The organism is Hydrogenophaga sp. NFH-34, assembly GCF_021401345.1.
Taxonomy (GTDB): domain Bacteria; phylum Pseudomonadota; class Gammaproteobacteria; order Burkholderiales; family Burkholderiaceae_C; genus Hydrogenophaga; species Hydrogenophaga electricum.
Window position 1 is genome coordinate 99,393 of the sequence record NZ_JACBGE010000011.1, and the last position, 16,977, is coordinate 116,369.

Sequence of the window (16,977 nt, forward strand, 5' to 3'; positions counted from 1 at the left end):
AGAGCAACATGCTCGAAGTGAACTACCAAGCCAAGACGGTTGCAGGCTCCGACCTGCGCATCAAGGCGCAACTGTCCCCCGAGGTCCAGGCCATGGTCGCCTGGATCCTCATGAGCGATTCGAAGGATGTGCAGCCGGTTCTGGTTGCCTTTCACCAGGCCCAACAGAAGGAGTCGGCATGATTCTGAACAAGACGCAAGCACATCACGTGTACGCGGCCATGTGCGTGCTGAACAACGTAAGTGCCAAGATCAAGGTGCTCTTTGGAAATGTCGCTGAAGACGGCATCAACGTGTTCGAGGACTCAGATGGTGTCAATGTCGTCCGAGTCCGCCGCTACGACGTGGTGGAGTCGGAGAACTACGCCAACCAGAGTGATTTCGAGATGGCTTATGAACTGGACGAGGCAACGACTCGTGCGGAGATGGTGATCGAGGGGAGCCACCCCACGATCACGTATACCGAAATCATCGAATACTTCGGTCTCGATGAATCTTTCGTGTACACGCCAAAGACGTTCACTCCCTACGTGGAAGAGTTCGTGAAGATGCTGGCGGGTGACCAGAAATCATGACCAGCAAGGCCCCTTCGGGGGCTTTCTACTGTCGCCACTTCCTGTGGCTCCAGCAGAAAGCCTCTGGCTCATCCTTTCTCAACCACCCCTGTGTTCAGGGATTTAACGAAAGGAACACCGCATGACAACTGCATCGGACACGAATCTGCCTTTCTATACGAAGGATGTCTTCTATATTCCCGAGAAGGACGGGTGCCCACCTCAAGGGATAGATGAAGTCGTCATCTGCCGTGATGGGGTCAAGCGTGGCGTCTATTCCAGGAGAACGGCCGAAGAACTGAGCGAGCGTCACAACGGCCAGGTTCTCATCACGACCACCAAAGACTTCCGCGAAATGGAGGAAGCGTTCTACAAGTCGGAACCAGAAGAGATCGACCGGGATGCCTACTTTTCCGCGCTCCAATGTCTTCCACCTTTGGGATGGGAGCGCTTTTGCGGCGTCGAGTCGTTCAAGTTCTCTGAGTTCAAGACCGGTCGCATCACGACGATCTACGCGACCTTCGATGGCCGCTACTGGAAGTTCTTGGACTTGGCCGACCTCGCACCGAGCGCGGTCGCCTTACGCATCCTCAACCACATCAAGGAAAAAGCATGAACCAGTTCGCCATGATGTTCATCCTGGCCATGAACCCTGTTTTGGGTGTGGCCCAACACACCGATGTCCGTGTCGTCGGCGTCTCTGACGGTGACACGATCTCGGTCCTCACCGCAAACAAGCAGTCGTTCCGGGTGCGTTTGTCCGAGATCGATGCTCCTGAAACGGGTCAGGACTTCGGCCAGCGCTCCAAGAAGGCACTGAGCGATCTGTGCTTCGGAAAATTGGCCACCGTCGAGTTGGGCAGCACCGATCAGTACGGCCGCACACTCAGTCGTGTGTCCTGCAACGGTGTCGATGCCCAGTCGCATATGGTCGCCAATGGTATGGCATGGGTCTATGACCGCTATGTCGAGGACAAGAGCCTCTATGGGCTCCAGGAACAGGCAAAGCGTGAGAGGCTGGGGCTGTGGTCGCATCCGTCGCCCGTGCCGCCCTGGCATTACCGCGCTGCAAAGCGCAGTGGTGCCAAGTAGCACTGCTTTACCTGGTGCGAAAATGGAGCCCGTTTCTGCGGGCTTCACTCTGCTCAAGTTAGAGACAGCTAGGGCCGCTTTTGCGGCCCTTTTTTTATGTGCTGATGAAATCGGCGGCGCCCAACCTGGCCAGCTTGAACAAGGTCGTGGCGTCGCCGACCTGTGCCTCACCGAGCAACTCACCAAAACCCCGCAGCTCCAGATCCTTCTGAGCGAGTGCAAAGCCATCGTTCGTTTGGGCAACGGCTTCCAGGCGCCTGCGCGTGGTCTTGCTGATGGTCTTGGAAGTCAGCATCGCAAAGTCCCCCTCGCCTCCATTGCGCACCAGGCGGCCTCGAAGCTGATGAAGCTGGGCCACGCCAAAGCGGTCGGCACCGGTCACCACCATCAGTCCTACATCCGGCACGTCCACGCCCACCTCGATGGCGGTAGATGAGACGATGATGGGCTTCTCACCAGTGCGGAAAGAGTCCAGGGCTTCGACTTTTTCCTGTGGCTTGAGCTTGCCATGGAGCACCGCCACTTTGCCCTCAAACCGAGCGGCAAGCGCCTCACCCTTGCTCTTGACACCTGTCTCCTTGCCGTTGACCGTGGGGTATAGAAAGATCACCTTGCGGCCAGCCTGCAAGTGCTTGCGCACGAGTAACGCGGCCACCTCGCGCTCGTCTCCAACAAGCACGTGGTTGATGATCGTCTTATTCACGTGCCCAGCTTCGATGACTGCGTTGGTCCAGCCGTCGAACAGGGCAAGGGCGAGCGTACGAGGGATCGGTGTTGCACTGGCCTCGATGATATGGGTGTGAGATGCCAGCAGGGCTGTGCGTTGGTCCACGGACAGCTTGTGCTGTTCATCTACCACCAAAGCTTCAAAGGTCGGGAGCCTCCGCGACAGGAGCGCTTGGGTGCCCACGAACATCTGTGCACTCTGAAGCTGCTCTTCTGTCGCATCACTCTTGGGGTCACCACTGACCAGGCAGGGTGCAAGGTGAGGGAAGCGTAGAGTGGCCTGCTCGTGGATCTGTCGAGCAACAAGATCACTGGGAGCCATCACGGCGACACGTCCCCGGCTCGCATTTGCAATTGCCGCCAGCGCCAGAAGGAAGACCAGGGTCTTGCCCGAGCCCACATCACCGTTCAGCAGGATATGCGCCGGTCGCGCTGCATTGCACGCAAGCCTGATGCGGTTGAGTGCCTTCCGCTGGGACTGGCTCAGGGTTTCAGACTGAGCTTGCACCAGCTCAATCAGGGCATCGTCGATGGAATATGGTGAGGGCAGGGGGCATCGAGTGGGTTTCGCATGTGCTTTGACCTCTGCCACGGTGGCCACACGCGCTAGGCCCAGCGCTTCGTCGGCCTGCATAAGGCTCTTTGGCTGATGTAGACCCTGCAGCAACCACATTGGCGTGCGCCTGGCTGCAGACAGCACTTCCATCACCGCTGGGATCTGCTCAATGGCCTTGACCGCATCATGCCAAAGGTCATCCTCAATCGCCTGACTCACTGCCGACCGAATGATGTCTCCAGCCAGTTGACCGGAGACGCCCGTGTAAACAGGCTCCACGCGCCCGGTGACCGCGGATATCGATGGCGATTTGATCGCCCAGAACCGCCCTCGATGCTCGATCGTCGCATCCAGGATGACCTTTTCATCGGCCATTTCCAGGATTTCAGACGTCGATGCCCGGTAGAAACGAGTTTTCACGTACTCATCATCTATTCGAAGCTCGACCTGGACGTAGGCCGGATATGGACTTTTGGTAACCCGGTCCTCGCTGTCGAACCCGACTGCATTGATGATCTTGGCCTGGATCAGGCAGGGCCTGCCTTGAGGCGCTCGATGCAGCGACGTGTATGCGCCTCGTTTGTCGATATGGATCTTTGGCAGACACAGCAGCGCTTCCCATGGCTGCTCACAGCCGATGGGGCGCAGATCGGCTCGCTGTGCAACCTGGGCATCCATGGGACCAAAGTAGTCCATGAGCCATTGAAATCAAATCTTGAATGAGTGGATAGCACCTATCTCATTCATGAGCCGTAAGGCAATGCTCATCTCTATTCTTGAGTGGCTGCATATGCAGAACTCATTGCTGTGCCCTGGTGCGCCATCGGACTGGTGGTTGTGCTTGCAGGATGTCGGCTCACTCAGGGCACAGCAATGGGTTGCTCAACCCAATCTCCTTCAACAGCCGCGAATGTGGCATTGGAGATCGCAGGTCATTTCGACAAGCGATAACTGCAACGGCGGGAACCTGCCGGGAGCAAGAAAATGAGCAGAAACTTTTTCGAAGCGCGCATGGCGCAGCGTAGTGGTGACAGTGCGTTCCCCATCAGCGGGAAGATCCGGGTTGGCACCAAAGCCATCTCGAAGAAAGCCGCGGCTATCCCTGGTGCCGCAAAGCTGTTCCAGGACGCACTGGATGGCAAGGTCAGCTTCCAGGCAGCAGAAAAGCAGATCAGCGAGCAGTTCCAGGTCCGGAACCCCTTCTACCCCCGAAACACCCAGGAATTTCACGCACATGCGTGGGACATGGGTGCCGGCGGCAAGGCAATTTCGGACAAGCTCATGGCCCTGTACGGTGAATCCGTGAACGGCGGACCGGTCAAGCTGTATCGCTTCCCCATCGTCTTCCCGGACGTGGGTGGCGATGTGGATGCGATCATCGAGGGCCGTATGGCGGTACAAGGGGGTGGCCCGAACATCGTGCGCTACTGGTCCGAGTTCAATGAGCATGGGCTCCAGGTATGCAGGCACCTCCCCGAGGTCAAGAAGAGCGACATGGCGCAACGTCGGGCAGGCAAGCCGATTCGTCATCCCGAGCGTCAGGCAGTCACTCGCGGATACTGCGTTCCCCAGAAATGCAACGAATTCGCGATGGGCATGTGTCGATTCTCCGGAAAGATCCGCTTCTACATCCCCGGTATCCCCGGGGCTGGGCTGTTCGAGCTGCACACCGGCAGCACGCCAGCGGCAACGGAGATCTACCAGCGGATCATGCAGGCGCTCCGTGCACTCAACGGCAAGTTGCGCAACTACACGCCTGATGGACGTCCCATCTTCTGGCTCACCAAGAAGAAGGCAGTGCGGCAATACTTCGACGAGGAAGGCAACCCGAAAAAAGGAGAGCAGTGGGTGCCCGAGATCGAGATGGAAATCGAGATGCCGCGGGTCATCATGCTGCAGGAAATGCGTGGTGAAGAACCGCAGGGCCTCAAGCCCGTGGCGGGCCTCGCAGCTACGCCCAGTGCATGGAACCAGCAGAGCCAAGAAGTGAACCGCGCCACAAGCGAGGCAGACGACGATGGCACGGGCGAGCAGTTCCACGGTGGTGATTTCGAGCATCTTCGTGAACGTGCGCCCGACGATGAAGACGCCTGCAAACCTGCCGCTGTCGAAGACGCGAAGGTGCGTGAGGCTACTCCGGTGGCCAAGTCCGGAGACGGAGCGTCAGCCTCGCCGGCGGGCGGACAGGACACCATCAGCCAGATGCAGTCTCATGCTGAACGCCTGGGCTACGTTGAAGAGCTGGGGCGCTGGGTTCAGGTGAAGCACGGTGGCGACTTCGCTGCTGCGCACAAGGCCTGGATGTCCCTTTCCGAGCGCTTCTCCGCACGTCTGAAAGACTACCTTTCGCTGTCGCTGCTGATCCACGATCAGGGACTCAACTCCGACCTGGTGATGAAGTACCTGAAGCTGCGCTACGGCCCGGTTGGCGCCGGTGCAAAGCTCGCTGAGATGCTGGCGCACGTGAAGGACTTGTGCAACGACGGCGCCTCGGTGGCCACGTCGGTGATGGAAGAGTTGTTGGATGACGCAACGGCGTAAGCCCGCGCAAGTCCCGCCGATTCCTAGAAAGCACGCCGCCCCTTTGGGGGCGGTTTTTTTTTTGGCCTACAAGAACGTTGACTTTGCCAGGTTGGCGATCGAGGCTACCGAGCGCTCAACGCCACTCGTGTTCTCGATATGCCACAGCGGGTATTGGCACTCAAGCGCAGCATCGATGATGGAGGGAATGGCCTCATCCCTGAGTGATCTTTGGCCCGGGGTCCACAAGCGCTTGGTGACTGAAGCCCTATGCAGAAGGCGTGTTTCACGCTCGCTGTCCGGTACGGTGATGTGGACGATGGCGCCACCCATTGGCAGCAGTGCAATATGCTCGGCCTCCGCTGGGAATCCATCAACTGACACTGGACCAACGTGACGAAGTCGCTCGATCTCCTTGCGCAGTGCCTGAACCACGTTGGGCTCAAGGCGCTGTCCAGCGGCTTGGCCGGCCAGCGCAACCAGAAACCTCAGGGAGTGCTCGCTCGGGAACTTCATCGATCTGGCCAACCGACCCAGGTCACCCAGGCTGACGTGGATGTATCCGTGTTCCCGTTGAAGCTGGCGCCCTATCGTTGTCTTTCCGCTTCCATGAAAGCCCACGAGGAAGATACAAGGGTGCATTTTTTCAGTGCAGGCCATGTCCGTCTGAGGCCGAACAGCTCGTAGGGGTCTTTGATGACTCCAATTCGGTCTTGATCGTCTCCAGTTGTTCGACGTGACGAGCGAACGGTAGCTGGACGCCAAGTGCCTTCTGTGCAGCAGCGATGAACAGGCTGGCGAGCTTGGCCGAGGACATGGCCGGGTATCGAGGTGTCAGGAGCTGGTCGAGAGGGTCGAACGATTTCATGTGACCATGATGTGTCTTGGTCGGAACGGGTCAAATCCTTACCGCTTGGACTGGACCTTCACGTCGATCCAGCAGCCGACGGGGACCACATGAATGACGCGAGTCGAAGCATCGGAGAAAACCAGCGAGCCGCGGCGGATGAATACGGATTCGGCTTTCGAAACCGATACCTCACGGTTTGGAGTTCCGTTGCCTGCCGGTGTGGTGTAGGCAATTTCCTCGGCGGTCGAGGCGTGAAGAGATAGGTGAGGGAAAAGCAATTGGGATCTCATGTTGAGGGCGTGAAAGTGCTGCCCTTTCTGCGGGCAAACCAGGGTACCCATCTTCTAGCCCTCAGGGGGGTCGAGAGAGAACGAAAACCAGCAGAAGAAGGTCCGCTATCGAGCGCTCAAATTTGGGCGGCCCTCGGAGAGGCACAGAGGCAGCGAGGAGGCACTCTAAGATGATTCAGAGCATTCCAGGCAAATGGTGGCTGATAATCTCCATCTTTCAAGCGCTCAAATTTGAGCGCTGCAGGACGTCGGAAACCGATCTGGCGATGCTGTCGAAGGGGGCGTAGCGCCAAGTCGAAATCTGGAGGGCGTCCAAACTTGAGCGCTTGTGTCGAGGTGGCTACAAAGCAACAAGCACAAACCGAAAGCGGGAACCGCTTTCGCGGAATGCCTATCTGGGGTTTGTCTACTTCATTTCGATAGTTCAGATAGTTATTCCAAGAATAATTAAATAATTCATTTGATTGAATTTATTATTCTTCAATACATTCAATATTTTATATTTAAGATTGATATTCTTGATGTTGGCGCACGAAGTCTCTTTGTGAATGGTCTTTCTTTTTGACTGTCATTCGTTTCGGGAGTGGATGGACCGCTCAACAGAATGAAAAGGCAATCCCAGCCCATTCATCAGGAGTATCCATGTCCGATTCCGAAACCCTGCAGCCCAGCGAAGAGCAGAACCCCATCGACGCGAGTTCGACGGCACTTTCTGCCGAGTCGCCCGATGCCGAAGCCGTTGCCGCTCACGCGGCGATCACCGAGGCCGTTGAGTTCGCCAACGCCAGCATCAGCGCCGGTGAAGCAGGGGATGCCAAGCCCATCGAGCGCAAGCAACTGACCCGTGAAGAGCGGCAGGCCATGTCACGCAAGATCGCCAGGCGCCAGCGCGAGCTGGGTACCCGCGAACTGGAACGGAAATACCCCAATACGATCGTGGTGCCGGCCGGCATCGCCATCGGAGATCCCAACATCGCTTCTTCGGCAGTCCGCTTCCTGGGGCTGACCGACCGCACCCTCCATCTGCTGCACCGGTACGGTCAACGCTTCATGGGTGCCACCGAAGTTGCCAAAGTCCATGAGTCGATGGACAACGCGATTCGCAAGTACGTGGAAGAGGCCAGCCAGGCTCTCAGCCTGGGCCGCTCCCTGACAGAGAAAGCAAAGCTGGCGTCGGCCAACTCGGGCGACCCATGGTTCGCTCCTGAATACACCAGCACCACCCTCGAAGTGACCTTCGGCGTCAAGACGCGCCAGGCACTGAACCTCGTCCGAGCCCTTCAGCAGTGGGATCTGGCCATCGTTGAATTCGCCGCCCTGGACTTTAACGGCGAGGGAGACATCGACCAGATCGACACCCTGCGCCAGAACGAGCGGCGACTCTTCGGCGACATCAGCCGCCTGTGCCTGCGGGTGATCCAGTCCGTGAACCGTCGCAGTCAGGCCATGGCGCGGCCTGCACCCAAGGAAGAAGGGGAGGGGCAGGCAGAGGCCACCGAAGCCGCAAACGGAGCCCCTGAAGCTGCCTGAGCCCGAGCATCCGGCGGTCGATCCACGCAGCATCAACCATGGAGCCCGGTTCGCCGGGCTTTTGCATTCTTGGAGCCCTTCGAATGTCAGAAATTCAGTCCCAGATCGATTCTCTGAACCCCGAACAAAAAGAGGTTGCCCTGTGTATGGGTCATTGCCTGGCCATCGCGGCGCCGGGGTCCGGAAAGACAAAGACGCTGGCCGTGAAAGCAGCCTATCTTTTGGACAAGGGCCATACGGTGACCGCTGTGACGTTCACACGTGATGCCGCATTGGAGCTTCGGGACCGGATCATCGCGCTGACCGGGCGTGAGGCACTTCCCAATTTGCTGGTGGGTACCTTTCACTCCATCGACCTTCTGATGGCCTTTCCGGGAAAGGCCAGGTCCGGAATGGGCAGCAATATCCTGAAGGCAGGTCACTCCCGGCTGACCCGGCAGTGGGAGATCGTCAAGGAGGCCACGCGGCGCTCTATCGTGGACAGGGCCATTGCCCAGGCAGGTCTGGCTATCGAGCGTGACGAAGGCACCAGGCTGATCGAGACCATCAAATCCGGATATGCAAAGCCGGGCACTGATCAAGAGGCGCAGTTGGTCAAGGCATATGCCGAGCTGTTGCGCCGGCATGGTGTCATCGACTTTCAGGACATCCTGCTGGAGACGAACAAGGCCATGGCCAATGGGCAGATCAGCCCACTGCGCACCGACCACCTGATGATCGATGAATTCCAGGACACGGACACCACCCAGTTTCAGTGGGCCATGCACCACGCAGCCGGCAGCGTCCTGACAGCGGTGGGGGATGATGACCAGTCGATCTATGGCTTTCGACGCGCACTGGGCTATAAGGGCATGGCCGACTTCCATGACCAGCTTCAGGCAACCAGGATCGTGTTGGGCATGAACTACCGTTCCCACAGTGAAGTGCTGGAGCCATCGGCAATGCTCATCGGGAAGAACCAGGACCGCATGGAAAAGGAGCTGGTCTCTTTCAAGGGGCCAGGCGGGGATGCATTCTGGGACCGATTCGGAACTCGCACGGACGAGGCCAGAAATTGCCACGAATGGATCAGGGCGGCACTGGACCGCGGAGAAAGCGCTGGTGTCCTGGCACGAACAAACAAGCGGCTGGATACCATAGAGGTGCAGTGCGTGAAAAACCGAACGCCCTACATCAGGGGCGAAGGTGGCTCCATTCTTCAATCTCGGGAAATGGCTGTCTTCACCGCGGCAATCGGCCTGCTGACCAGGGACAACATGCTCGATGCGGATGAGGTCCTGGCGTGGATGAAGCTGACCGAAGAGGATATTGACGGCATCCATCGCTCCCTTGGCAAAACAGGCTTCATGCGCCTTGATCGAGCCGGGCTGCAGAGGCTCCCTCTTGCGGCAGAGGCCCGCTCGAAAGTGAGTACCTTGGTAAAGCGCAGCCTGGACTGGCGCAAGATTCTGGACCACGGCGGTGTGAACTTCGTGGTGGACCGCATATTCGCCCTGCTCAATGAACACGTGGGCGAAGACAAACGTGCAGGTCGAGCGCTGGAAGTGATCAAGGAAATCTTCTTGAAGCCGGTGGGTAGCGCCGAATCAGGAATTGCGCAGATGGCCAGCAGGTTGGAGCACATCCGAGCATTGATGGAAGGCCGGAAGAAAAAGGATGATGGCAAGGAGGAACCACCGTCGGTTGCCCTGATAACGGCTCATGGCTCCAAGGGGTTGGAATGGGACAACGTGTGGATCGTAGGGGCTGAGCATGGAGCCTTTCCCGATGAATCAGCCTCGGTTCAAGAAGAGCGGCGCCTGTTCTTCGTTGCCATGACCCGGGCAAGGAAGCACCTTCGAGTGAGCGCCTCTGGCACCAAACCACTGTCAGCGTTTGTTGATGATGCAGGGCTCCTTCGGACGCCAGAGCCTGTTGCACTGCCTGCCGCAGATTCAGTTGAACAGGACTGGGACGAGTTCTAACTCAGGCCCTGGCGTTCAGCTCGTCAGAACCTTGGTGAACTGCGTGCTGGCAACGATGCGGCTTCCGTACCGCTTGGAGATCAGTCTCCGGTCCAGAACCATGATCTCGCCATAGTCACTTTCACGGCGCATCAGGCGCCCGCACACCTGGGCAAACTTTCGGCCGCACACAGGCAGTGTCAGAAGGTTGAAGGGCTCCTTGCCCCTTTCCTTCAGGTACTCACCGTGAGTGGCGATCACAGGGTCCTCCTGGGTGGGGAAGGGCAGCTTCGTGATCACCACTTGCGTGCAGTAAGTCCCTGGCAGATCCACTCCCTCGCCAACGCTGTCCAGTCCGAAGATGACGGAGCGCCGGCCGGCGTCGATTCGCCTGCGATGCTCATCGAGCATGCTGGAGGGTTGCCACTTCCCCTGTATCAGGACAAGCTGTTTGATGTGTTCAGGCAGCGCCTCAAAACATTCCTGCATCAGCTTTCGGCTGGTGAAGTAGACCAGCACCCCCTGGTGCTCGCTGGAAAGGTCCTTCAGGTATGCGATGACCCGGCGCCCGTGGCCCGGGTCATTCCCGTCCAGTGCCATTCGTGGCACGTACAGTCGAGCCCGTTCCCTGTCGAAGGGCGTATCGAGCTTGAGGGTTGGCGTCTTCTCGGGCATGCCCAGAGAAAAGATCGTCGGTTTGAACTCACCAAGGGCAGCGATGGTCGCGCTGGTGATCAGCGCGGTTTTAACGACGGGCCACAGGTGCTTTCTTGCCTTGTCTGCTGGATTGAAGGGCGAGCAGCAGATCTCCAGTGATTGGCGACCGCGTTCCAGCCATCGAGCCAGCTCTTCCTCGCCGGTGTACTCAGCGATGCACTTCTGGGCCTCTTCGATCTTGGAGAGCAGCTCACCGAACCGAATTTCGGCGATCGATTGAATTCCCGCAACCTTGGAGCCGCCTTCCTTTTCCTTCTGCCGAACACGGTCGCGGCACTTCGAAACCCGATCCTTGAGTTCGTCTATGTTTCCGGCGAGCGTGACGAGCAGGTCCATGAACTGTGGTGGGGCTTCCCCGAGGCGGAACCTGTGCATCGTCCCGTCTCCGATCATGGTCGCAATCGACTGGGCGGTTGCGTTCCACATTCCCCTGACCCGCTCGCTTGCAAAGTCGATTCCGTCTCGGTCTGAACCAGCGAAGGTCAACACGGCCTTGATCGACTCGTCCCAATACTCCCCGAAGTCCAGCCGTCGAGCGAATGCACTGATGAGCTTGTCGCCGAGATGGTGACCTTCGTCGAACACGTAGATGGCCTTCTGGTCGGCCAGGGGGCTGTTCGGTACACGTGAAAGGCAAGTCAGCAGGTAGTCGTGATTCGTGATGATGACGCGAGCAGTCTTCAGCGAATCCTGGACCTTGTAGTAGGGGCAGTCGTCGAATGCCGGACAGTTTCGGCTGGTGCATGTCAAGGCGTTGTTGGCGATCTTGCGCCAAGTCGCATGGGGTAGTGCCTCGTCCAAAGAGTCCCGCACCCCGTCCCATTCGCCAGATTCAAGCCGGCGATGGAGTCGAACGACCTTCTCGCATTCTTGGGCGCCTTGCTCACTCTGGAACATGTCGTTGGCAACCTCCACCACGCTTTCGAGGCTCATCGGGCATGCATAGCGTTCGCGGCCCTTGGCCACGGCAACCGTGACCGACTTGATGGAAACACCTTCGTGAACGACCGAGGAAATTGCCTGGATTGCAGCAGGTATGTCTCGTGCCGCAAGCTGGTCCTGGAGGCTGGCCGTAGCCGTCGAGATGATCAGCACTCGGTCCTGCAGCGCGGCTGTGATGATGCCGGGCAGAAGGTAGCCCATGCTCTTGCCTGTTCCGGTGGGTGCGTCGATGATGCCTGCCGTTTCGCGTGCAAAGAGTGCCGCGGAACGCTTGATCATCTGCTTTTGCTGCTCCCGGGGCTTGAAGCCAGGCATCACGATCGGGAGCGCGGCATACGCCTTGGCGATGAAGCCGTTGATCAAGGTGGAATTGGTGGAGGTGTTGTGCTCGGACATGGTCATTCCCATGGTCCCAGCCAACCGGGGAAAATCAAGCTGGAGTGCTGTGAGTTTGGATCGGTCAATCACTCAGGCTCGCTTCGTCGCCTTCGAGGCCAAGGAAAGATGTCCAATCCCTCGTGAACGATGGAGCGCCCAAATTCGAGCGCTCAAAAGCGGAGCTAGTGGGGCTTGCTTTTGTCCACCAAGCGAGATGCTGACGGCGAGAGAATCAATCCAAGGGCAGATTGAATCCGCGATTGCGGGATGTGCACCCACCAGCATCAACGAACTTGACGGATCTGTCTTGAGCCAGGAGGCTGACGACAGCTTCGACGCTGACTCCATTTGCAACACCGATGAAATCGGGAAACGAACTGGAGCAAAAATGACCACATCTATCACCAAGATCGAGAAATCAATCCTCGATGAATTCAAGAGCGAGTCTCAGCATCTGCGTGAGCAGCCCGTGACCGACGCGATGCAAGAAGAGCTTGCGAAGATCTCGTTGCCCTTTCACCTGAAGTTCCAGGAGCTGGGTTACCAGTGGAACGAGAGCCTGCTGTTGCTGCGAAAGGCCTTCGACCACAAACCGCCCCGCAACAAGAAGCCGCAACCGCTTTCGGTCTTCGGATGAAGATCTCCGAGGCTCAAGCCCCTACCAACACTCAGCCCGCTTCAGCGGGCTTTCTCATGGGCTTCATGGGCTTTCCAGGTGTCCATGAGAAAGCCTGACGGCTACTCCTTTCACCATCACCCTTCTTGGGAAGAAAGGAACACACCATGAGCTTGAAAGAGCTTGCCATGGCTGTAGTGGACGCCAGTGAAAAGGGCGATCTCACTGCGGCAATTCAGGCACTCGGCGCTGAACTCAAGCGCCTTGAGCAGACGGGCGGGGACCAGGAAGAAGTCATTCAAATGGCCAGGCGAGCGTACTGCGACGATGACGACATCCAGATCGATGAAGACGCTGAGGTCAGTGAGACCGATGATGGTGCCTGGGTCTCGGCTTGGGTCTGGGTGTCCACCGAGGAAATGATGGACCCCTTCGCTCCCCGGATTGAGGACGTGATCTTTGATGAAGGCGGGGCTGGACCTTACACCCCGCCAGAAGATGACCCTTCGCTCGTGCAAGCCAGCGACTTGGAAATGGACGAGCCAGGCAAGTGGGACGAAGAAGCGTCCTGACAGCATCACCCGCCCCGCAAGGGGTCGGTGAACCCATGCGCGTTTTTGGCTCAGCGCTCATCGGCTCACCGCGGTGACCCTTTCTCAAACACTGCCACGTGCAGAAAGAAAGGAAGTCCATCATGTTCAAGCAAATCACCAGAGTGCTGGCCTTGGCTTTTGCCGCTGTCCTCATGGTCGGTTGCGCCGCACCCAACGGCTCTGCGCCTCGTCCCAGCATCCTGACCAGTGCGCAAGGCACTTCGACGGCCTACAAGGCTGCCCAGCAGATGCAACGGGTGGAAGAGGGCGTCGTCATCTCCGTGCGCGACATCACGATGATCGACCAGCCTGCTTCCATGGGGCAGAAGTTGGGCGGGACTCTCGGTGGAGCTGCTGGCTACTTCAGCGGCAAGCAGTTCACCAAGAACAAAACCGTCCAAGCGGTTCTCGCGGGCCTGGGCGGGATGGTTGGCGCCGAGTACGGTAAGCAAGCCACAGGAACCGTCGATGGTCAGGAAATCGTGATCCGCATCGACGGCTCGAAATACCAGCCCTCGCGTACGGTTGCCATCGCGCAGTCGAGCGCAGACGGTGTGCGGTTTCACAAGAACCAACGTGTCTTGATCATCGGTCAGGGCCGCGTTGCTCCGCTGTGAGCCGATTTCATCCCAATCCAACCCCTTCGGGGGTTTTCTTCTGATGGCAGCAGAAGAAAGCCCCTGTGGCTGTCCTTTTTTCACTCCCGCCAAATGCGGAGAAAGGACAAGCATGAAAATCACCAAGAAGTCGGTACTGGAACTCATGGCCAGCGGATACGTCCAGGCAACCATGGTCGGCGGGCAGTCCATCGAGGACTGGCTCCACATCGTCAGCATGGTCAAGAAGGACTTTCCGGACGCCAAGGAGTTCGACGACAAGATCGAGTTCGACTTCAGCAGACCGGGTGTGTGCCGCTGCATCCGCAAGCCTAAGGTCGCTCGCTTGCGCAAAGGCACTTTCAGGGCCAACTCCAAGACGTACTACTTCGAATGGGAAGGCAAGACAAGCTCGGGTGATGTCGCATCGCTCAAGCTGCTGGAGGACGGATCCGGCTTGGAGCTGGAAATGTTCAATGGCGCTCGCATGCAGTACAGGCCTTTGACTGCGGCAGCTTGATCATCGAGAGCTTCAACAGCATAAGCCCCCTCGGGGGCTTTCTCATGCCCGCTACCCGTTGGCAGCAGAAAGCCTCTGGCTTGCTTCATTTCAACCACGGCAATTGCCGGATGAAAAGGAAGCATCATGTCCAAAGTTCAATACCTGCGCGACTGCACTGCTGTGAAGGCCCAGCAGTTGGATCTGCGTGTTCACGCTGATTTCCTTATCGACGAGGATCTCGAAGAAGCCATCTTCGAGATGGTCCAAACGATTGGCGACAAGGGCCTGCGCATCACCATGCCCGTCAATGATGGCTTCAGGTTCGTGTGCAACGACACCGGTCAACCGATCGAGCAAGTCACTGACGTGGCCCTGGAAGTCACCTCATCGACCGTCGCCATGAGCGGGAAGCTCGAAGGCGACATCTGGATTCGCTCTCAAGAGATCGACATCCAGCAGGTCTTTGCCGATCTGCACCCTCTGCAACCGTATATCGGCCTGAACGCCAATGGCGAGATGGTGGATCTGGGAATGCACCGTGACTTCGAAGGTGCACGCTCAACTGCCTCCGTCGAGGTTGTCTATGCCGCCGACGAGGAAGAGGCCAAAAAGTGGCTTGAAAGCCTGGGAGAAATCCTGGGCGCGAAGGTCACCTACGGCTGATCTCTACAAAACCCCACCCCCCTCGCGGGGGTTTTTCACTGGATCCGTAGTGCTCGGAATCAGCGGCAAGCCCCTTTCTTACAACACCGCATATTGCGGAGAAGGGTATACGTCATGGACCAGTTGGAAATCGGGATCACTGGCTCGGGTTACGCCGATCTCATGAATCTCATCGCCATGAGTTCGTCCCATCCGGTTCTGGAGTTCAAGCGAACCAAAGGTGAACGGTCATGAGCAACCTACCGGATACAACCTATCCGCAAGGCTTTTACCTGGTGCTTGACATCCTCCCCCGCTTGAAGGCAGGGGGTTCCTACCACGCTCATCCCGGGGAGCCAGGAAGAGTCGCTTCGTTGGGTTCCTGCTTCGTTGAGCCTGCACCACCGGGGTGGTGTCTGACGTGCTCTCCACAGGCTATCCGGGCCTGCCCAGCCCTTCTAATGTTCTCGGCGGCGTTCTTGTCCGCCTGATCCGCGTGCCCGCAGCGAAGGCACTCGAACTTGTCTGGCGACTTCCGGTTCCCGGGATCGTTGTGACCGCATACGCTGCACGTGGTGCTCGTGTGGGCCGGATCCACGGCAACGACCAGACCCCCACGCCACTGGGCCTTGTATTCCAGGAGCGTGCGCAGCATGAACCAACCCTGGTCGAGGATGGCTTTGTTGCGCTGGCGAGGATTGACCTTCGCCGCGGTCATCACCTGGACCTTCAGGTCTTCGATGCAGACGACGCCGTAGTCGCGGGTCAAATGGTTCGACACCTTGTGCAGGAAGTCCGAGCGGGTGTTGGCCACGCGCTGGTGGCACTTGGCGAGGCGATACCTCGCTTTGGCCCGGTTCTTCGAACCCTTCTTCTTGCGAAGAAGACAGCGCTGGTAGTGTTTGAGCCGGTGTTCGGCCGTGCGGTAGGCGTTCAGCGTCTTGACCATCGCGCCGTCCTGCCCAAACAGCAGCGCCCAGTCCTTTCGCGCTCCCATGTCGATGCCGATCTCGCGCTGCTGCTCGCGGTGGACGGGGATAGCCACCTCTCGGGCCGTCTGGATGCTCACGTACCAGCGGCCCAGGCACTCGGTGACGGTGATGTTGCGGAGATCACCCAGCACGTTCCGGCTCTTGCGGTACCGCACCCATCCGACCTTGGGGATGTAGACACGGGCGTTGGGCTGATCCAGCTTGAACTGCTTTGGGTCGGGAAACCGCAGGCCTTGCCCGCGACCGCGTGCCTTGAACTTAGGAAAGGCGCCGCGGCCGGCGAAGAAGTTGGTGTAGGCCCGCTCCAGATCCTTGAGCGCCTGCTGTTGAGCATGAACCGGTGCGAGTTCCAGCCAGGCCGTCTCTGGTGCGTGACGCCATTCAGTGAGGGCGCGACACAGAGCCGCGTAGCCCAGCTTCTTCTCGCCTGCCTCGTGGCGTTCCTTCTGAAGCGACAACGCCCGGTTGTAGACGAAGCGGCATGCACCCGAGAAACGGCCCAGCAGGCGAGCCTGTCCACCATCGGGCATCAGCTCGAATTTGAAGGCTTGCAGGCGCTCACTGGACATTCATCCATGATATTGCCCAGCATTGAAAGTTCAAGTCGGGCTTCGCCCGGCGCTATCCTTCCCCGTCCTCAAGGACGGGGCTTGCCACGCACCGGGTCAAACCGATGGAATGAGGTTCTTCATCAGTGAGGACATCGACCATCGGAAGTTCGAGAGGGTTGCAGACCGAGCACTCAACGACCGCGTTGGCTGGGACTATTGGGTTGACCGCTGTCTCGGTCTCGATGTCACCGGATCGCCAGCCTGGGTGAACCTCGATTGGACGGACGCTTTCCTCCATAGCTGTGAAGTTTTCAGCGACTGAGGAAAAACCCTCGGAAAGAGAAGGCCGCTTCGGCGGGTTTTCCTCTGGGCCATATCTGATCCAGAG

The 16,977-nt window shown here is 58.4% G+C and carries 18 protein-coding genes; 12 read left to right on the forward strand and 6 right to left on the reverse strand.

The features are described 5' to 3' along the window. Positions 1-8: 8 nt before the first annotated feature. The 4 genes from L0977_RS12345 (at position 9) to L0977_RS12360 (ending at position 1,645) form a co-directional block, all read left to right on the forward strand. Complete coding sequence (locus tag L0977_RS12345; protein WP_234265153.1) at positions 9-182, forward strand: hypothetical protein; 174 nt, start codon at positions 9-11, stop codon at positions 180-182. Beyond that, the gene (locus L0977_RS12350) at positions 179-574 is read left to right on the forward strand and encodes a hypothetical protein (protein WP_234265154.1); all 396 of its coding nucleotides are present in this window, start codon (positions 179-181) and stop codon (positions 572-574) included. The genes L0977_RS12345 and L0977_RS12350 overlap by 4 nt, the downstream gene beginning before the upstream one ends. 121 nt (positions 575-695) lie before the next feature. Then, complete coding sequence (locus L0977_RS12355; protein WP_234265155.1) at positions 696-1,169, forward strand: DUF1419 domain-containing protein; 474 nt, start codon at positions 696-698, stop codon at positions 1,167-1,169. Beyond that, on the forward strand, positions 1,166-1,645 hold the full coding sequence (locus tag L0977_RS12360; protein ID WP_234265156.1) for a thermonuclease family protein: 480 nt from the start codon (positions 1,166-1,168) through the stop codon (positions 1,643-1,645). Before L0977_RS12355 ends, L0977_RS12360 begins: the two co-directional genes overlap by 4 nt. Positions 1,646-1,739: 94 nt before the next feature. Here the strand turns inward: L0977_RS12360 and L0977_RS12365 are convergent, their stop codons facing one another. Next, a complete protein-coding gene (locus L0977_RS12365; protein ID WP_234265157.1) occupies positions 1,740-3,623 on the reverse strand; it encodes a DEAD/DEAH box helicase in 1,884 nt (627 codons plus the stop codon). Between the two features lie 288 nt (positions 3,624-3,911). Here L0977_RS12365 and L0977_RS12370 point away from each other — a divergent pair, with 288 nt between their 5' ends. Next, entirely contained in the window at positions 3,912-5,468 is a 1,557-nt protein-coding gene (locus L0977_RS12370; protein WP_234265158.1) for a recombination directionality factor, read from the forward strand. A gap of 66 nt (positions 5,469-5,534) precedes the next feature. Here the strand turns inward: L0977_RS12370 and L0977_RS12375 are convergent, their stop codons facing one another. The 3 genes from L0977_RS12375 to L0977_RS12385 are packed head-to-tail and all read right to left on the reverse strand — an operon-like array spanning position 5,535 to position 6,638. Continuing rightward, the gene (locus L0977_RS12375; protein ID WP_234265159.1) at positions 5,535-6,107 is read right to left on the reverse strand and encodes an AAA family ATPase; all 573 of its coding nucleotides are present in this window, start codon (positions 6,105-6,107) and stop codon (positions 5,535-5,537) included. Continuing rightward, the gene (locus L0977_RS12380) at positions 6,094-6,315 is read right to left on the reverse strand and encodes a hypothetical protein (protein ID WP_234265160.1); all 222 of its coding nucleotides are present in this window, start codon (positions 6,313-6,315) and stop codon (positions 6,094-6,096) included. The genes L0977_RS12375 and L0977_RS12380 overlap by 14 nt, the downstream gene beginning before the upstream one ends. A gap of 38 nt (positions 6,316-6,353) precedes the next feature. Further along, positions 6,354-6,638 (reverse strand): hypothetical protein, encoded by a 285-nt coding sequence (locus L0977_RS12385; RefSeq protein ID WP_234265161.1) that lies wholly within the window; start codon positions 6,636-6,638, stop codon positions 6,354-6,356. A gap of 591 nt (positions 6,639-7,229) precedes the next feature. Between L0977_RS12385 and L0977_RS12390 the strand changes: the two genes are divergently transcribed. Continuing rightward, positions 7,230-8,117, forward strand: coding sequence for a hypothetical protein (locus L0977_RS12390; RefSeq protein ID WP_234265162.1), 888 nt, complete (start codon positions 7,230-7,232; stop codon positions 8,115-8,117). A gap of 83 nt (positions 8,118-8,200) precedes the next feature. After that, entirely contained in the window at positions 8,201-10,081 is a 1,881-nt protein-coding gene (locus L0977_RS12395; protein ID WP_234265163.1) for an ATP-dependent helicase, read from the forward strand. A gap of 15 nt (positions 10,082-10,096) precedes the next feature. On the opposite strand, the gene L0977_RS12400 is transcribed toward L0977_RS12395, so the two are convergent. Then, a complete protein-coding gene (locus tag L0977_RS12400) occupies positions 10,097-12,115 on the reverse strand; it encodes a helicase C-terminal domain-containing protein (RefSeq protein ID WP_234265164.1) in 2,019 nt (672 codons plus the stop codon). Here L0977_RS12400 and L0977_RS12405 point away from each other — a divergent pair. From L0977_RS12405 to L0977_RS12425, 5 genes are all read left to right on the forward strand, one after another. Continuing rightward, positions 12,114-12,734 carry a hypothetical protein gene (locus tag L0977_RS12405; protein ID WP_234265165.1) on the forward strand — a complete coding sequence of 207 codons (621 nt, stop codon included), beginning with the start codon at positions 12,114-12,116 and terminating at the stop codon, positions 12,732-12,734. The two genes, L0977_RS12400 and L0977_RS12405, sit on opposite strands and share 2 nt — an antisense overlap. A 146-nt stretch (positions 12,735-12,880) precedes the next feature. Beyond that, the gene (locus L0977_RS12410; protein WP_234265166.1) at positions 12,881-13,285 is read left to right on the forward strand and encodes a hypothetical protein; all 405 of its coding nucleotides are present in this window, start codon (positions 12,881-12,883) and stop codon (positions 13,283-13,285) included. Between the two features lie 122 nt (positions 13,286-13,407). After that, on the forward strand, positions 13,408-13,923 hold the full coding sequence (locus L0977_RS12415; protein WP_234265167.1) for a hypothetical protein: 516 nt from the start codon (positions 13,408-13,410) through the stop codon (positions 13,921-13,923). A 112-nt stretch (positions 13,924-14,035) separates the two neighbouring features. Next, positions 14,036-14,422, forward strand: coding sequence for a hypothetical protein (locus tag L0977_RS12420; RefSeq protein ID WP_234265168.1), 387 nt, complete (start codon positions 14,036-14,038; stop codon positions 14,420-14,422). Between the two features lie 126 nt (positions 14,423-14,548). After that, entirely contained in the window at positions 14,549-15,067 is a 519-nt protein-coding gene (locus L0977_RS12425; RefSeq protein WP_234265169.1) for a hypothetical protein, read from the forward strand. A 322-nt stretch (positions 15,068-15,389) separates the two neighbouring features. Here L0977_RS12425 and L0977_RS12430 read toward each other — a convergent pair whose 3' ends face one another. Next, on the reverse strand, positions 15,390-16,607 hold the full coding sequence (locus tag L0977_RS12430; protein ID WP_234265170.1) for an RNA-guided endonuclease InsQ/TnpB family protein: 1,218 nt from the start codon (positions 16,605-16,607) through the stop codon (positions 15,390-15,392). Between the last annotated feature and the right edge of the window lie 370 nt (positions 16,608-16,977).

Bases quoted from the DNA above. Each gene is read 5' to 3' on its own strand.
- L0977_RS12360 (WP_234265156.1), top strand. From the start codon at position 1,166: ATGAACCAGTTCGCCATGATGTTCATCCTGGCCATGAACCCTGTTTTG.
- L0977_RS12420 (WP_234265168.1), top strand. From the start codon at position 14,036: ATGAAAATCACCAAGAAGTCGGTACTGGAACTCATGGCCAGCGGATAC.
- L0977_RS12370 (WP_234265158.1), top strand. From the start codon at position 3,912: ATGAGCAGAAACTTTTTCGAAGCGCGCATGGCGCAGCGTAGTGGTGAC.
- L0977_RS12385 (WP_234265161.1), bottom strand. From the start codon at position 6,638: ATGGGTACCCTGGTTTGCCCGCAGAAAGGGCAGCACTTTCACGCCCTC.
- L0977_RS12425 (WP_234265169.1), top strand. From the start codon at position 14,549: ATGTCCAAAGTTCAATACCTGCGCGACTGCACTGCTGTGAAGGCCCAG.
- L0977_RS12415 (WP_234265167.1), top strand. From the start codon at position 13,408: ATGTTCAAGCAAATCACCAGAGTGCTGGCCTTGGCTTTTGCCGCTGTC.
- L0977_RS12355 (WP_234265155.1), top strand. From the start codon at position 696: ATGACAACTGCATCGGACACGAATCTGCCTTTCTATACGAAGGATGTC.
- L0977_RS12390 (WP_234265162.1), top strand. From the start codon at position 7,230: ATGTCCGATTCCGAAACCCTGCAGCCCAGCGAAGAGCAGAACCCCATC.
- L0977_RS12345 (WP_234265153.1), top strand. From the start codon at position 9: ATGCTCGAAGTGAACTACCAAGCCAAGACGGTTGCAGGCTCCGACCTG.
- L0977_RS12365 (WP_234265157.1), bottom strand. From the start codon at position 3,623: ATGGACTACTTTGGTCCCATGGATGCCCAGGTTGCACAGCGAGCCGAT.
- L0977_RS12410 (WP_234265166.1), top strand. From the start codon at position 12,881: ATGAGCTTGAAAGAGCTTGCCATGGCTGTAGTGGACGCCAGTGAAAAG.
- L0977_RS12380 (WP_234265160.1), bottom strand. From the start codon at position 6,315: ATGAAATCGTTCGACCCTCTCGACCAGCTCCTGACACCTCGATACCCG.
- L0977_RS12350 (WP_234265154.1), top strand. From the start codon at position 179: ATGATTCTGAACAAGACGCAAGCACATCACGTGTACGCGGCCATGTGC.
- L0977_RS12430 (WP_234265170.1), bottom strand. From the start codon at position 16,607: ATGTCCAGTGAGCGCCTGCAAGCCTTCAAATTCGAGCTGATGCCCGAT.
- L0977_RS12400 (WP_234265164.1), bottom strand. From the start codon at position 12,115: ATGTCCGAGCACAACACCTCCACCAATTCCACCTTGATCAACGGCTTC.
- L0977_RS12395 (WP_234265163.1), top strand. From the start codon at position 8,201: ATGTCAGAAATTCAGTCCCAGATCGATTCTCTGAACCCCGAACAAAAA.
- L0977_RS12375 (WP_234265159.1), bottom strand. From the start codon at position 6,107: ATGGCCTGCACTGAAAAAATGCACCCTTGTATCTTCCTCGTGGGCTTT.
- L0977_RS12405 (WP_234265165.1), top strand. From the start codon at position 12,114: ATGGTCATTCCCATGGTCCCAGCCAACCGGGGAAAATCAAGCTGGAGT.